This is a genomic window from Paractinoplanes ferrugineus (genome assembly GCF_016862195.1).
Taxonomy (GTDB): domain Bacteria; phylum Actinomycetota; class Actinomycetes; order Mycobacteriales; family Micromonosporaceae; genus Actinoplanes; species Actinoplanes ferrugineus.
The window spans coordinates 23,810-38,175 of record NZ_BOMM01000080.1 but is presented as its reverse complement, the minus strand read 5'-3'; the positions used below and the strand labels follow the sequence as shown (position 1 = coordinate 38,175).

15 protein-coding genes are annotated in these 14,366 nt (G+C 69.8%); 11 read left to right on the top strand and 4 right to left on the bottom strand.

Features of this window, described 5'->3' with window-relative positions; genetic code table 11:
* Positions 1-5 precede the first annotated feature (5 nt).
* A complete protein-coding gene (locus tag Afe05nite_RS40160; protein ID WP_203822585.1) occupies positions 6-488 on the bottom strand; it encodes a MarR family winged helix-turn-helix transcriptional regulator in 483 nt (160 codons plus the stop codon).
* An 82-nt stretch (positions 489-570) separates the two neighbouring features.
* Between Afe05nite_RS40160 and Afe05nite_RS40155 the strand changes: the two genes are divergently transcribed.
* The 4 genes from Afe05nite_RS40155 to Afe05nite_RS40140 are packed head-to-tail and all read left to right on the top strand — an operon-like array spanning position 571 to position 4,005.
* Positions 571-1,341 (top strand): SDR family NAD(P)-dependent oxidoreductase, encoded by a 771-nt coding sequence (locus Afe05nite_RS40155; protein ID WP_203822584.1) that lies wholly within the window; start codon positions 571-573, stop codon positions 1,339-1,341.
* A gap of 30 nt (positions 1,342-1,371) precedes the next feature.
* Complete coding sequence (locus Afe05nite_RS40150) at positions 1,372-3,024, top strand: NAD(P)/FAD-dependent oxidoreductase (RefSeq protein ID WP_203822583.1); 1,653 nt, start codon at positions 1,372-1,374, stop codon at positions 3,022-3,024.
* Positions 3,025-3,067: 43 nt separating this feature from the next.
* Positions 3,068-3,586, top strand: a complete 519-nt coding sequence (locus tag Afe05nite_RS40145; protein WP_203822582.1) for a cupin domain-containing protein — start codon at positions 3,068-3,070, stop codon at positions 3,584-3,586.
* Entirely contained in the window at positions 3,583-4,005 is a 423-nt protein-coding gene (locus Afe05nite_RS40140) for an ester cyclase (protein WP_203822581.1), read from the top strand. The genes Afe05nite_RS40145 and Afe05nite_RS40140 overlap by 4 nt, the downstream gene beginning before the upstream one ends.
* 25 nt (positions 4,006-4,030) lie before the next feature.
* Here the strand turns inward: Afe05nite_RS40140 and Afe05nite_RS40135 are convergent, their stop codons facing one another.
* Positions 4,031-4,753: a response regulator transcription factor gene (locus Afe05nite_RS40135; protein ID WP_203822580.1), complete on the bottom strand. Its 723-nt coding sequence runs from the start codon at positions 4,751-4,753 to the stop codon at positions 4,031-4,033.
* A 97-nt stretch (positions 4,754-4,850) separates the two neighbouring features.
* Between Afe05nite_RS40135 and Afe05nite_RS40130 the strand changes: the two genes are divergently transcribed.
* Positions 4,851-5,810, top strand: coding sequence for a questin oxidase family protein (locus Afe05nite_RS40130; RefSeq protein WP_203822579.1), 960 nt, complete (start codon positions 4,851-4,853; stop codon positions 5,808-5,810).
* Positions 5,811-5,858: 48 nt separating this feature from the next.
* On the opposite strand, the gene Afe05nite_RS40125 is transcribed toward Afe05nite_RS40130, so the two are convergent.
* Both Afe05nite_RS40125 and Afe05nite_RS40120 read right to left on the bottom strand, forming a co-directional pair.
* Positions 5,859-6,752: an AfsR/SARP family transcriptional regulator gene (locus tag Afe05nite_RS40125; RefSeq protein WP_203822578.1), complete on the bottom strand. Its 894-nt coding sequence runs from the start codon at positions 6,750-6,752 to the stop codon at positions 5,859-5,861.
* Complete coding sequence (locus Afe05nite_RS40120; RefSeq protein WP_203822577.1) at positions 6,749-7,270, bottom strand: flavin reductase family protein; 522 nt, start codon at positions 7,268-7,270, stop codon at positions 6,749-6,751. Before Afe05nite_RS40120 ends, Afe05nite_RS40125 begins: the two co-directional genes overlap by 4 nt.
* 305 nt (positions 7,271-7,575) lie before the next feature.
* On the opposite strand from Afe05nite_RS40120, the gene Afe05nite_RS40115 reads away from it, so the two are divergent.
* The 6 genes from Afe05nite_RS40115 to Afe05nite_RS40090 are packed head-to-tail and all read left to right on the top strand — an operon-like array spanning position 7,576 to position 14,347.
* Entirely contained in the window at positions 7,576-9,096 is a 1,521-nt protein-coding gene (locus Afe05nite_RS40115; protein WP_438869716.1) for an acyl-CoA carboxylase subunit beta, read from the top strand.
* A gap of 12 nt (positions 9,097-9,108) precedes the next feature.
* A complete protein-coding gene (locus Afe05nite_RS40110) occupies positions 9,109-9,822 on the top strand; it encodes an SRPBCC family protein (RefSeq protein WP_239118570.1) in 714 nt (237 codons plus the stop codon).
* Positions 9,819-10,007 (top strand): hypothetical protein, encoded by a 189-nt coding sequence (locus tag Afe05nite_RS40105; RefSeq protein ID WP_203822576.1) that lies wholly within the window; start codon positions 9,819-9,821, stop codon positions 10,005-10,007. The genes Afe05nite_RS40110 and Afe05nite_RS40105 overlap by 4 nt, the downstream gene beginning before the upstream one ends.
* Before the next feature lie 55 nt (positions 10,008-10,062).
* Positions 10,063-11,859 carry an ATP-binding protein gene (locus Afe05nite_RS40100; protein ID WP_203822575.1) on the top strand — a complete coding sequence of 599 codons (1,797 nt, stop codon included), beginning with the start codon at positions 10,063-10,065 and terminating at the stop codon, positions 11,857-11,859.
* A 14-nt stretch (positions 11,860-11,873) separates the two neighbouring features.
* Complete coding sequence (locus tag Afe05nite_RS40095; protein ID WP_203822574.1) at positions 11,874-12,701, top strand: methyltransferase domain-containing protein; 828 nt, start codon at positions 11,874-11,876, stop codon at positions 12,699-12,701.
* Positions 12,695-14,347, top strand: coding sequence for an NAD(P)/FAD-dependent oxidoreductase (locus Afe05nite_RS40090; RefSeq protein WP_203822573.1), 1,653 nt, complete (start codon positions 12,695-12,697; stop codon positions 14,345-14,347). Before Afe05nite_RS40095 ends, Afe05nite_RS40090 begins: the two co-directional genes overlap by 7 nt.
* Positions 14,348-14,366: the final 19 nt, after the last annotated feature.

Genomic DNA, 14,366 nt, shown 5'->3' with positions numbered 1-14,366 from the left:
TGCGCTCAGCGCAGCCGGGACCGCCGGCCGGCCGCCCGCGAGTTGTCCCGGATCCGGGTCAGGCTGGTGCGCAGCCCGGCCAGTTCCTCGGCGGTCACCCCGTCGAGCAGGGTCCGGTTCGCCTCGGCCATGGCGCGACGCAGCTTCACGAACAGGGCATGACCCGCGGCGGTCGTCCGCACCATCGTGGCCCGGCGGTCCTCGCCGGTGCGCTCCCGGGCCACCAGTCCCTGGCCCTCCATCATGCTGAGGCTGCGGGTGAGGGTCGGCCCCTCGATCGAGAGGGACTCCGCCAGCTGCCGCTGGATCATCGGGCCGCGGGTCTCCAGCACGGCCAGCACGGTCCAGAACGCGAACGTCGATCCCGACTCGGCCATCACCAGGTCGTAATGGCTGCGCATGGCCTTGGCGGTCAGGTTGATGAGCCGGCCGACCGGCTCCTGCTCGTCACGGTCAGCGATGTCGACATCTCTCGTCCTGCCGGCCATGCGAACGCTCCTCTGAAATGCGGCTTCTTCCGAACGTTACCGGCTCGACCGATCGCGATGACCAGCAGAGAGGACGAACTCCATGCCTGAACAGGATTACCGCGGAACTGTTGCCCTGATCACCGGCGGCAGCGATGGCATCGGCGCCGACACCGCCCGGCAGATGGCCGCCCGGGGGGCCGCGGTGGCGGTCAACTTCCACACCGGCGAGGGCAAGGCCAAGGAACTGGTCGACACGATCGTCGCAGCCGGCGGGAAAGCGATCGCGGTCGGCGCCGACGTGACCGACGCCGAACAGGTGGCGGCCATGGTGGCCGAGACGGTGACGCGCCTGGGGCCGATCGACGTGCTGGTGCTGAACGCGACCGGCCTCTACGGCCGGGACGTCCCGTTCCTCCCGTTCGCCCAGGTCAGCTGGTCCTACCTGGAGCGCACCGTCACCCGGCAGATGCAGTCCCTCTTCTTCCCGCTGCAGACCGTGCTGCCGGCGATGATCGAGCGCGGTTCCGGGAGCGTCGTGGCGGTCGGCGCGGCCCTGTCCCGGACGCCCAGTGCCGGGCTGCTCGCCATCAGCATGGCCAAGGCGGCCCTGGAGGCCCTGGTCAAGAGCCTGGCCCGGGAGGTCGGCCCGATGGGCGTACGGGTGAACGGGGTCGGTCCCGGTTTCATCCTCAGTGCCGCGACCGCCGAGGCCCCCGAGTTCCTGGTCCAGGCGGCGGCCGAGCGGGCCGCGCTCCGGCGCAACGGCGTGCCGGCCGACGTGGCTTCCGCGATCACCTACCTCGCGTCACCGCAGGCCTCCTACCTGACGGGCTCCTATGTCCTCGTCGACGGCGGAACGGCAATGGTCTAGCCGGCCCTTTTCCCGGAAGGAATCCATCCCATGCAGACCGACCAGCACGACTGCGATGTCCTCATCATCGGTTCGGGTTATGCCGGAACGATGCTCGGCGCGATCCTGGCCCGCAACGGTGCCAAGGTCGTGCTCGTCGACGCCGGCAGCCATCCCCGTTTCGCGATCGGCGAGTCCACCATTCCGCACCTGCTCGTCCGCCAGCAGGCGCTGGCCACCCGGTTCGACGTCCCGGAGATCCGCGAACTGCAGGACGTCAAGACCGTGACGGCGGCCATGGGCAGCACGCACGGGGTGAAGCTGCACGCGACGTTCCAGATGGCCGAGGAGGGTGCCGAACCCGACCCGCGCAAGGTCATCATGGCGGCCACCCCGAAGAACCTCTACCAGGGCCCGCACCTGTTCCGGCAGGACAGCGACGCCTACATGCACTACGTCGCCATCCGGTACGGCGCGGTGTCCCGGCAGAACTGGCGGGTCGCCGACATCGATCTCGGTGCCGACGCGGTCACCGTCACCGGCCAGAACGGCGAGGTGTTCCGCGCGCGCTACCTGGTGGACGCCAGCGGGTTCCGGTCCCCGCTGGCCGACAAACTCGACCTGCGGGAGAAGCCGAGCCGGTTCAAGCACCACTCGCGGTCGATCTTCACCCACATGATCGACGTGAAGCGCTGGGACGACGTCTGCGGGATCGACCCGGCCAAGCGGCAGCCGCTGCCCTGGTACAAGGGCACGATGCACCACGTCTTCGACCGTGGCTGGTTCTGGGTCATCCCGTTCAACAACTACGAGCAGTCCTGCAACCCCGTGGTCAGTGTCGGTCTCACACTCGACGAGCGCACCTACCCCAAACCCGACGGCATGTCGGCGGAGGAGGAGTTCATGCACTACGTCAACAAGTTCCCCGCGGTGGCGCGGCAGTTCGAGGGGGCGCGGGCGATCCGGGAGTGGACCTCCACCGGGCGCATCCAGTACTCCTCGAAGCAGTCGATCGGCCACCGGTGGTGCCTCATGTCGCACGCCGCCGGCTTCATCGACCCGCTCTACTCCCGGGGCCTGTCGAACACCGCGGAGGTGATCGACGCGCTGTCCGGCCGGCTGCTCGCGGCACTCGAGGACGACGACTTCTCCGACGAGCGATTCCGGTACGTGGAGGAACTCGAACAGGGCCTGCTCAGTTACAACGACGACCTCGTCAATTGTTCGTACATCGCGTTCTCGAATTTCCGGCTCTTCGACGCGGTGTTCCGGATCTGGGGGATCAGCTCCAACTACGGCTCGATGCGACTCACCCGGGCCGAACTGAATTACAAGCTCGGTGACAAGAACGCGTTCACCGATCTCGAGAAGGCGCCGAACACCGGATTCTGGTGGCCGGACGACGACGAGATGAAGCGCATGTGGGACATCATGGTCGAGACCTGCGAGAAGTACGAGGTCGGCGAGCTCGACGGGGACGATGCGGCCGAGCGTCTGTTCCGGTTGATCGAACAGTCCCCGGTCCCGCCGCCGACCTTCGGCTACAAGGATCGCGACAACCAGGTCATCTATCCCAGCAACATCGCCCTGGCGCGGTTCCTCAACTGGGCGATCCGCAAGGGCTCGCCCAACGTCAGCGAACTGGCCTCCGGCCTGCTGCGCGCCACCATCCGGGCCCGCCGGCAGGGCAAAAAGGTCGGCTGATCCTCGCCCGCACCGTCGGCCGCAGCTCATCTCAAGGAGAATCATGACCGCGATACCTGGGAAGATCATCATGCGGGACGCCGTGGATCCGGTGCGCTGGGTCGGCGAGCAGGGCCGGTTCCTGCTGCGGGCCGAGGACACCGGCGGGCTCCTGTCGTTCTTCGAGGTGACCACCGCACCGGGCGGTGGCCCTCCGCTGCACATGCACACCGACCACGACGAGGCCCTGCTGGTCCTCGACGGCGCCTACGAGGTCCGGCTCGACGACCGTACGGTCGAGGCGACGCCGGGGACGGTGGTGTTCAGCCCGCGCAACGTCGCGCACCGGTTCCGCAACGTGCTCGAGACACCGAGCCGCCTGATGATCGTCGCGACGCCGGGCGGGCATGAGACCTTCTTCGAGGATCTGGAGAAGGCGCTGGCCGCCGGTGGCCCGCCGGACCCGGCGGTGATGGCGGCGATCGCCACCCGGCACGGCGTGGTCGGGCTGGAGCCGATGCGTCCGCCGCAGCCCGCCGGGTCGGCGGCCGGTGGCGGGAACGGTTCGGCGGTCGGGCGATGACCGTGACGCTCGGCCGTTCCGAGGCCCTCATGGCGCTGGCCCGCCGGTGGTTCGAGGAGGGCTGGAACGGTGGCCGCCTGGAGGTCGCCGAGGAGATCTTCGCGCCCGATTTCGTGCTGAGCGGCAAGCGGGTCGGCCCGGCCGGCCCGCAGCGCAGCGTGCGGCACATCCGTTCGGTGTTCGACCCGATGCGGGTCACGGTCGACCAGCAGATCGCCGACGAGCGGTACGTCGTCAGCCACTACACCGCCCGTGGCCGGCACACCCTGGCGCCGTACCGGGGCATCGACCCGACCGGCCGGACCGTCGAGGCGTCCGGCGTGCAGATCTGGCGGGTCGAGGACGGCCGGGTGGTGCAGGACTGGAACATCTTCGACGAGTGGGGCATGGTCGCTCAGCTCCGGGACGGGCCCCGGTAGGAGCTTCGCCCCGAGGGCGTCGCGCTCAGCGCGCGACGCCCTCGGGGCGTTTCAGGGCACCGGACCAGAAGGCGGTGCGCCGATCGATGAGACCTTCGTCGTAGGCGTAGATGACGGCTTCGATCCGGTTGCGGAGCCGCAGCTTGGACAGCACGCTGCGGACATGTGACTTGACCGTGTTGGCACTGAGCATCAGAGTCCCCGAGATCTCGGCGTTGCTGAGGCCCTGCGCGATCAGGGCCAGCACCTCGCTCTCCCGGTCGGTCAGCGCGACTGCCGGACACCGGCCGGCGGTCGCTACCGCGGGGACCGCGGCCGACGACTTGATCATCAGGTAGCCGGCGGCCGCCAGCTGGACCGCCGACCACAGCAGACGGTGATCCGTGAGCTCGTGCAACAGGGCGGTCGCGCCGTCGCGCAGGGCGTTTCGTTGAGCCGCGGCGGTGCCGCCGGCGAGCAGCAGGACCGGGACGCCGAGCTGGGCCATCTGTCCGAGCAGGTCGTCGACGCTCACCGCGTCGGGTTCCCGGATCCGATCGCTGAGCAGGGCCAGGTCCGGCCGGAGCTGGCGGCTCAGGTGCAGGGTCTCGGCCCAGCTGGCGACCTCGGCGACGAGCTCGATGCCGGCGAGACGATCGATGGTGGTGCGCAGGCCCAGGCGCATGAACGGCCGGTCGTCGGCGAAGAGCAGCCGAATCGGCTTGTTTTCGATCGTCTTACTGTCAATTGTCCTGTTTTCAAGGGTCATCCCAGCTCCCCCGGGCATGGGAATAATTAGATAGCGAACCAAGCATATCGATAAGGAAGCAGCCATGGGTACCCATGAGTTAAGGTTTGGTTACGGGATGCGACGGAACGCCGCGCCTCCCGAGGGCTACACCGCCGCCGTCGAGGAAGCTCTGGATCGGTTGCGCAGCACCGGATTCGAGTTCGGCGGGTTCCTCTCCTGCCACGCGCCGATGGCCGCCGAGGCGTTGAGCGAGCTGGGCTACGCGGACCACGTGCCGCAGTGGGTCCGGGGCAATCTGCGGCAGCGGCCCTATCTGGAGCGCCCGGCGCCCCGCTGGCCGATAGCGGCCGCCGATTGGCGTACGCACCTGGGCGACTTCGGCCGGGTCGCCGACTGGACGGCGCTCTTCGAACGCGAACTCGCCGGCGAGCCCTGGCCCGACGTGCTGGCGCGCTGGTGGCCGCGACTGCTGCCGGGCCTGGTCGGGGCGCTCGGGCACGGGCTCATCCGGACCGTGCACGCGGCCCGTTCGGTCGCCAGCAGCCCACGCCCCACCAAGCTCCAACTCGATGAACTGGCACAGGGGCTGGGCTACTGGGCGGCGCGCTACACCGAACCGCGGGGGCCGGGCAGCCTGCTGTTCGCCGAGGTGCCGCCGACGGCCGGCGACGATCCCGAGGGCGCGTTACGCGAACTGGCGCTGACCGCGGCGGGGGTCTACGCCGACCGGAGCCCGCGCCCGCCGATCCCACTGGTCCACATGGTCACCGTGCCCGCGGCCGTGCACCTGGTGCTGCCGGCGTTGCCGGTGGAGTTGCACGAGCAGTCCTACCACCACGCCCGTCGGGCCGCGGAATGGATCGCGGGAGTGTTCGCCGGCATGTTCACGGCGACCCTCGCGAATCCCGGGTCGGCCCCGCCCGACCTCGGCGAAACGATCGCCCGGGCGGTGGAGCTGGGCGACGAACACGCGATCAAACTGGCCGAGGCCTGCCACCGGCTCGGATTGGCCGGTCCGGACGACCGGCTCCGGCGGGCCCCGGCGGCGCTTGTCGGCCGGCTGGTCCGCGGCTGATCTCGGCGGTGTGCTCGCCGCCGAGGTCCCCCGTTGCGAAGAAAGGTGCTACAGCGTCCAGAGATCGTGTTCCTGGTGAGCGATCGGCTCGGCGCTGAGGATCATCTGCTGGACCCGGCGGATCTCCGGTCCGGGATCGGTGCCGAGTTCGTCGACGAGAAGACTCCGGATCGTGCGGAAGACGGCCAGGGCGTCACCCGTACGGCCCGAGCGGTACAAGGCGATCATCAGCCGGCTGTGCACCCCCTCGTTGAACGGGTGGTCGTTGGCCAGCATCGTCAGTTCGCTGATCATGTCGAGGTGCTGGGACATCTGCAGCTGCAGGTCGACGTAACGCAGGGCCACGCTGAGCCGGGTCTCGTCCAGCCACAACGCGCTGCTCTCGATCAGAGCCGACTCGCCGCGGACATCGGCCAGCGCCCGCCCTCGGCACAGCTCGAGGGCACTGCGGTAACAGCCGGTGGCGCCGGCGATGTCGCCCCCCTCGGCGGAATCCTTGGCGCGCCGCCGGAATTCGTCGAAATGATGCCGGTCGAGCGAGCCCCACGGCACGATCAGCCGGTAGCCGGGCGGCTGGGTGATGATGGTGCACTGCTCCTCGTCGACGCCCAGCACCGCGAAGAACTTGCGTAACTGGGAGATGTAGACCCGCAGGGCGCGCAGCGCGGTCGGTGGTGGCGCCTCCCCCCAGAGGCCCTGGATCAGGGCGTCGTTGGAGATCACCCGGTTCTCCCGAAGGATGAGGGTGGTCAGCAGCAGCCGCAGTTTCGCCTGCGGCAGGCGCGCTTCCCGGCCGCCGCAGCGGATCTGCAGCGGTCCGAGGATGCCGATGTCCAGATCGGTTCCGACGACCGTGCGGGTCGTCCGGCCGGCGTCGCGGTCGATGTCGTAGCTCGGTGATCCCAGGGGTGGTTCGACGAAGAGCCCGAGGGCAGGAGTCATGGTGATACCTCGAATCGCGGGTGTCCACTTCGGAAGAACGCGAGCGGGTGGGTGTCGCGGAGCACCCCCAGATCGATCACCTCGCCGATGACGATCAGGTGGTCGCCGCCGTCGTGCCGGGCCGCCACCCGGCATTCGAGATAGGCGATCGCATCGGAGAGCAGGACCGCTCCGGTGGTGGCGCGCCAGGTTCGCAACGCTGCGAACGAGGCGGTGGAACGCCTGGCGAACCGGCCGGCCAGCGATGACTGGTCGGCGGCCAGGACGTTGATGGCGAAGTAGTCGCAGTCGTCGAGCGCGGGGACGAGCGCGGAGCCGTGGTGAATGCAGAACAGAACCAGGGGTGGGGTGAGAGACACCGACGTGAAGGAATTGATGGTGACGCCGACCGGGGCGTCGTCCAGCGAGCTCGTCACGATGGCGACGCCGGTCAGGAAACGTCCACACACCTGACGCAGGACCAGCGGATCGATCGGTGCCGTACCCGCTGCAACCGCGGTGTTACTGGCAGCATCCATGTGGTCTGAGGTTAGTGGCCGCCAATCGGCAATTCTTCCTCCCAAACGGGGAACGGTTTGCATACTTCGTAATGACTCAGCTCGCGCGGCGGCGCCGGATGCCCGACAAAAGGCCGAAATTTCGTCCATCCGATCTATCCGCTTTGTGTCCGACGCCCTTTTATTTCTGCGCTAACTGCCCCTTTATCACCGAACCGGAGCATGGTCACATCCGAACGGGACCTCCGGAGGTGAACGTGACGCAGGTGCTCAACGGCGATGCCGGGACTCTCGACGGCGACGCCGGAACCCGGCGCCTCAGCGAGCTGACCGCCGCTCGGCACGCCGCCGAGCAGGGCGACGCGACCGCTACCGAAGCGCAACACCGGCGGGGCAAACTGACCGCCCGCGAGCGCATCGAACTCCTTCTCGACCCGGGTTCCTTCCACGAGCTCGAACAGTTCCGCCGGCATCGGTCGACCGGTTTCGGGATGGAGGCCCGCCGCCCGCACACCGACGGCGTCATCGTCGGCTGGGGCACGGTGGACGGCCGCCGCGTCTTCGTCTACGCCCACGACTTCCGGGTCTTCGGCGGTTCGCTGGGCGAGGCGCACGCCTCGAAGATCCACAAGGTGATGGACCTCGCCGAGTCCGTCGGCGCCCCGATCATCAGCCTCAACGACGGTGCGGGGGCCCGGATCCAGGAGGGGGTCACCGCGCTCGCCGGCTACGGCGGCATCTTCCGCCGCAACGTCCGCGCATCCGGCGTGATCCCGCAGATCAGCGTGATGCTCGGCCCGTGCGCCGGGGGTGCCTCCTACTCCCCGGCGCTGTCCGACTTCGTGTTCATGGTCGCCGGGATCTCGCAGATGTTCCTCACCGGCCCCGACGTGGTGCAGGCGGTCACCGGCGCGACGGTCACCCAGGAGGAGCTCGGCGGCCCGTACGTGCACGCGGCCAAGTCCGGGCTGGCCACCTTCGTCTACGAGGACGAGGCCAGCTGCTTCGAGGCGGTTCGTGAACTGCTCTCGCTGCTGCCCGCCAACAACCGCGAGGTGCCGCCGGCCGTCGACTGCCTGGACCCGGTCGATCGTCGCTGCGAGGAGTTGCTGTCGCTGGTGCCGGCCGAGGCGGGCCAGCCGTACGACATGGGCGCGGTGATCACCCAGATCGTCGACGACGGCGGCTATCTCGCCCTGCACGAGGACTGGGCGCCCAACGTGATGTGTGTCCTGGCCCGGATGGGCGGCCAGGTCGTGGGCATCGTGGCGAACCAGCCGATGGCGCTCGCCGGCGTGCTGAACATCGCGGCGTCGGAGAAGGCGGCCCGCTTCGTCCGGATGTGCGACGCGTTCAACATCCCGCTGATCACCCTGGTCGACGTGCCCGGCTTCCTGCCCGGTGTCGAGCAGGAACACGACGGCATCATCCGGCACGGCGCCAAGCTGCTCTACGCGTACTGCGACGCGACGGTGCCGCGCATCCAGGTCATCCTGCGCAAGGCGTACGGCGGGGCGTACATCGTGATGGACTCGCGCAGCATCGGCTGCGACCTGTCGCTCGCGTGGCCCGGCAACGAGATCGCCGTGATGGGCGCCGACGCGGCCACCAACGTCATCCACCGCAAGCGCATCGCCGCGGCGGTCGACCCCGAGGCCGAACGGTCCGCCCTGATCGAGCAGTACCGCACCGATCTGATGCACCCGTTCTACGCCGCCGAGCGTGGGCTCGTCGACGACATCATCGACCCCCGCGACACCCGAGCGGCGCTCTGCGCGGCCCTCGAGATGCTCGACTCCAAACAGGAAGCGTTGCCGCTTCGCAAGCACGGCAACCAGCCGCAGTAAAGGAGAAAGTCCGTGAGCGACCGCTATCTCTCGCTGCACACCCTCGGTGCCCTGGTGTCCCGTAAGACGGGCGTCCCGGTCGACACCACCGCGCTGGCCGCCCGGCCGGCCACGGTCAGCGACCTCGGCATCGACTCGCTCGGTTGGCTCGGCGTCGTCGGTGAACTCGAGAACGAGTACGACCTGAGCCTCGACGACGGCGAGGCGATCGAAACGCTGCCGGCCATGGTCTCGTACGTCAACCGGATGCTCGACGGCGGCACCCGAACCCCCGGCCACACCGACAACCGGGTGGTGATCGCCGCGCCGCTGCCGATCGTCTGGTCGATGACCAACGACGTCGAGTCCTGGCCGAAGCTGTTCAGCGAGTACGCCTCCGCCGAGATCCTCGAGCGGCACGGCGACCGGGTGCTGTTCCGCCTGGCCACCCACCCGGACGAGACCGGGACGGTCTATCGCTGGGTCTCCGAACGCGTCCCCGACGAGGCCACCCACACGGTCCGGGCGCACCGGGTGGAGACCGGGTTCTTCGAGTACATGGACATCGAGTGGCGGTACACCGAGGTCGAGGGCGGCGTCGAGATGCGCTGGATCCAGGACTTCGCCACCAAGCCGGGTGCCCCGGCGACGACGGAGGGCATGACCGCGTACATCAACGAGAACTCCGCCGTACAGATGGAGCGGATCCGCGGCATCGTCGAGGCTGCCGCCGGGTCGCCGCGATGACCGCCGTCGAGATGACCGGCCGGCCGGACCCGGCCGAGGTGATCGCCATCCTGCTGGCCCTGCGAGCCCGGCCCGGGGTCACCCCGGAGCCGCCCGCGGTGGTACGCCGCCGGGTCCGCCCGCCGGTGGCCGAATCCTTGCACGGCCCCCGGTCCTGGCGGTTCACGCCGGCCCGAGCGCGGTAACCGGCGCGATGGACGACCTGATGGACGTGGTGGCCGGAACGGACGGGGTGGCCTGATGGACAAGGTGCTGGTCGCCAACCGGGGCGAGATCGCCGTCCGGATCGTGCGTGCCTGCCGGGATCTGGGAGTCGCCAGCGTGGCGGTGTACGCCGAACCGGACCGCGACGCGCTGCACGCCCGGATGGCCGACGAGGCGTTCCTGCTCGACGGGCCGACGCTGGCCGACACCTACCTCAACATCGCCAAGCTGCTGCAGATCGCCCGCCGGTCGGGCGCCGACGCCGTACACCCCGGTTATGGTTTTCTGTCGGAGAACGCCGAGTTCGCCGAGGCCGTGCTCAACCACGGTTTGCTCTGGATCGGGCCGCCGGCCGGCGCCATCCGGCAGTTGGGCGACAAGCTCGCCGCCCGCCGGATCGCCCAGCGGGTGGGCGCCCCGCTGGTGGCCGGCACCCCCATCCCGCTGGCCGACGTCGCCGAGGCGATGGCCTTCGCCGCGGAGCACGGGCTGCCGATGGCGCTCAAGGCGGCGCACGGCGGTGGCGGCCGCGGCATGCGGGTGGCCTGGACGACGGCCGAGATCCCGGAGCAGTTCAACGCGGCGGTCCGGGAGTCGCAGGCGGCCTTCGGCCGGTCCGAGTGCTATGCCGAGCGCTATCTGGTGAGCCCCCGGCACATCGAGACGCAGTGTCTGGCCGACGCCTACGGCGAGGTGCAGATCGTGTCCACCCGGGACTGCTCGGTGCAGCGCCGTTACCAGAAACTCATCGAGGAGGCGCCCGCGCCGTTCCTCACCAGGGCCCAGCACGACGAGATCGTGTCCGCGTCCGCCGCCATCATCCGAGCCGGTGGCTATGTCGGCGCCGGCACCTGTGAGTTCCTGCTGGCGGCCGACGGCACGATCTCGTTCCTCGAGGTGAACACCCGGCTTCAGGTCGAACACCCGGTGAGCGAGGAGGTCACCGGCCTCGACCTGGTCGTCGAGCAGCTGCGGATCGGTGCCTGGGAGCACATCACCGGCGGTGAACTGACTCCGACCGGCCATGCCGTCGAGTTCCGGATCAACGCCGAGGACCCGGGTCGCAACTTCGCCCCGATGCCCGGCCCGATCACGGCCTGGACCCCGCCGTCCGGCCCGGGTGTGCGGCTCGACTCCGGGGTGGTGGCCGGCGACCAGATCTCCGGGATGTACGACTCGATGATGGCGAAACTGATAGTCAAAGGTGCCGACCGCGCCCACGCGCTGCGCCGCTCGCGCCGGGCGCTGAGCGAGTTCACGGTCGAGGGGCTGCCGACGGTGCTGCCCTTCCACCGGCTCGCCGTCGAGCACCCCGACTTCGCGCCGGCCGACCCGGCGACGCCGTTCTCGGTGCACACCCGCTGGATCGAGGAGAACCTGACCGGAGCGTTGCCGCCGCAGGACGTCCCGGCGGGCGGCGCGGCCGGGTCGGTGGGGACCCGCGAACGGATCACCGTGGAGGTCGACGGCCGGCGCGTCGAGGTGGTCCTGCCGCCCGGCTCGCCCGCTCCGGTGGTCACCGGAGCGGCGCCCCGGCCGCCGAGCGTCGGCCGGTCACTGGGCCGCGGCCGGGGCGCGGTCAGCCCGGCCGGAGCGACGGCCGGCGACGGGGTCCTGTCCGCGCCGATGCAGGGCACCGTCGTGCAGGTGCCGGTGGGCGACGGCGACCTGGTGAAGCCCGGCGACCCGGTGGTCGTCCTGGAGGCCATGAAGATGGAACAGCCGGTTGTCGCGAGTCTGGCCGGCGTGATCTCCGGTCTGCGGGCGCGAGTCGGCGACACGGTCACCGCGGGTGCGGTGATCTGCGAGATCCACGCCGTTCCGGCTGGATGACCGAGGGAGCAGGGATGACGTCGATATTCGCCGAGGACCAGACCAGCTTCGCCACCGTGGACGACGCGGCGGCGACGGACGCCTTTCCGGACTACCTGGCCCGGATGGGCGAACAGCTCGCGGAACTCAAGGCCGGACTGCACGCGATGCTCGGGCTCGTGCCCGGTGAGCGGGTGCTCGACGTCGGCTGCGGAACGGGAGCCGACGTGCGGCTCCTGGCCGGCGAGGTGGGTGAGACCGGGCGGGCCGAGGGCGTCGACAACAGCCGCCAGCTGATCGACAAAGCGCGCCTGCTGACTCCGCTGAGCGCGCGGAACCTGCGTTACCAGGTCGCCGACGCGCACCGCCTGCCGTTCGCCGACGCCACCTTCGACGTCGCCCGCTCCGAGCGGGTCCTGATGCACCTCGCCGAGCCGGCCGCGGCGGTCGCCGAACTGGCCCGGGTGACCCGGCCGGGCGGCCGGGTGCTGATCGCCGACCCCGATCACGGCATGTGGGCCCTGGACCTGCCCGACCGGTCGCTGGCCCGGACCCTGACCGCCTGGTGGTTCGACTTCATCGCCAACCCGTGGGTGGCGCGCACCGGACCGGTGCTGGCCAAGGCGGCCGGTCTGGTGGACGTACGGACCCGGCTGTTCCCGATCGTCTTCGACGACCTGGCCGCGGCCGACGCGATGACCGGGCTGAACGCGCTCGGTCCGGCCGCGGCCGCGCAGGGGGTGGTGCCGATCGAGGTGGCTGACGAGTTCGTGGAGAGCCTGCGGCGCCGGCAGGAGGAGGGCACGTTCTTCATGTGCGGTGCGGTGATCGCCACGGTCGGCCGGGTTCCGGCGCCGTGCTGACCGTCCATCGGCCGTACGACGTCTTCATCCTCGGCTCCGGGATCGCGGGGTCCATGCTCGCCGCGATCCTGGCGCGCAACGGCGCCCGTACCCTCATGATCGACATCGGCAGTCACCCCCGGTTCGCCGTCGGCGAGTCGCCGACCCCGCTGTTCCTGGTCAATCTGCACGTGCTCGCGGAGCGGTACGGCGTGCCGGAACTGCGCACCCTGACCGACGTGCGGCTGTGCAACAAACGCATCGGCAACACGTTCGGGATCAAGAAGCACTTCGGCTTCCTGCGCCACGAGGAGGGTGCCGAACCGGATCCGGCGGAAACCAATCTGATCGCCACTCCGCGGGCGATGAGTCGTGCCCCGCATCTGTTCCGCCAGGACAGCGACGCCTACATGTTCCGGGCCGCGGCCGAGTACGGCTGCGACATCCGGCAGGGGTGGCAGGTCGTCGACATCGACTTCGACGACGAGGGCGTCACCGTGGTCGGCGCGAACGACGAGCTCTACCGGGCCCGCTACTTCGTGGACGCGACGGGCGCCCGCTCGGCCCTCGCCGACCGGCTGAACCTGCGGGAACGACCCACCCGGCTCAAGCACCACTCCCGCTCGTTGTTCACCCACATGATCGGCGTCGCGCCGCTCGACGACGTGCTGCGCCATCCGGTCGCCGAGCGGCCACCGCTGCCGTGGCACGCCGGAACTCAGCACCACTTCTTCGACGGCGGCTGGTTCTGGGTGATTCCGTTCGGCAACCATCCGGATTCCGGGAACCCGCTCTGCAGCGTCGGACTCACCCTGGACTCGCGTCGTTTCCCGCGGGACGAGACCGTCGCGCCGGACGAGGAGTTCTGGTCGTACGTCAGGCGTTTCCCGGCGATCGCGCGTCAGTTCCAGGACGCCCGGCCGGTCCGCGAATGGATCGCCACCGACCGCCTGCAGTACTCGGCCACCGCGTCGATCGGCGACCGTTGGTGCCTGCTCTCGCATGCGGCCGGCTTCGTCGACCCGCTGTTCTCGGTCGGCCTGTCGAGCACCGCCGAGGTGATCAACGCGCTCGCCTGGCGGCTGCTCGCCGCCGTGCGCGACGACGACTTCAGCGCCGAGCGGTTCCGCTTCGTCGAACAGCTCGAGCAGGCCACCCTCGACTACAGCGACGCCCTGGTCGGTTGCGCCTTCACCGCGTTCTCGCACCATCGCCTCTTCGACGCGGTCCTGCGGGTGTGGGCCATCGGCTCGACCCCGGGCACGCTACGGCTGTTCGACGGGCTGGTCCGGGCCCGCCGGGCCAAGGACTACCGGGTGCTCAACGAGCTGGAAGGGGCCAAGAACGCCGGCCTCTGGTGGCCCGGTCACGAGGGCTACGCGGATCTGTTCGACCTGACCGTGGAGGTCTGCGGCAGATATCGTCGCGGCGGCCTGACCGGGGACGAGGCCGCCGGACACATCATGAACGCGATCCAGGCGGCCGACTACGTGCCGCCGCTGGGCTGGAAGGATCCGGCCCAGCGCTTCATCGTGCCGTCCGGCTGGAACGTGGTGCGCCTGCTCACCTGGGCCCGCTGGACCGCGCCGGCGGACGTGCGGCGCAACTCCAGATCGATCTGGCGGACCGTCGTGTTCGACCTGATCCGCGGCCGCCGAAGCATCTGATCGGCAGCAAACCCTCGCT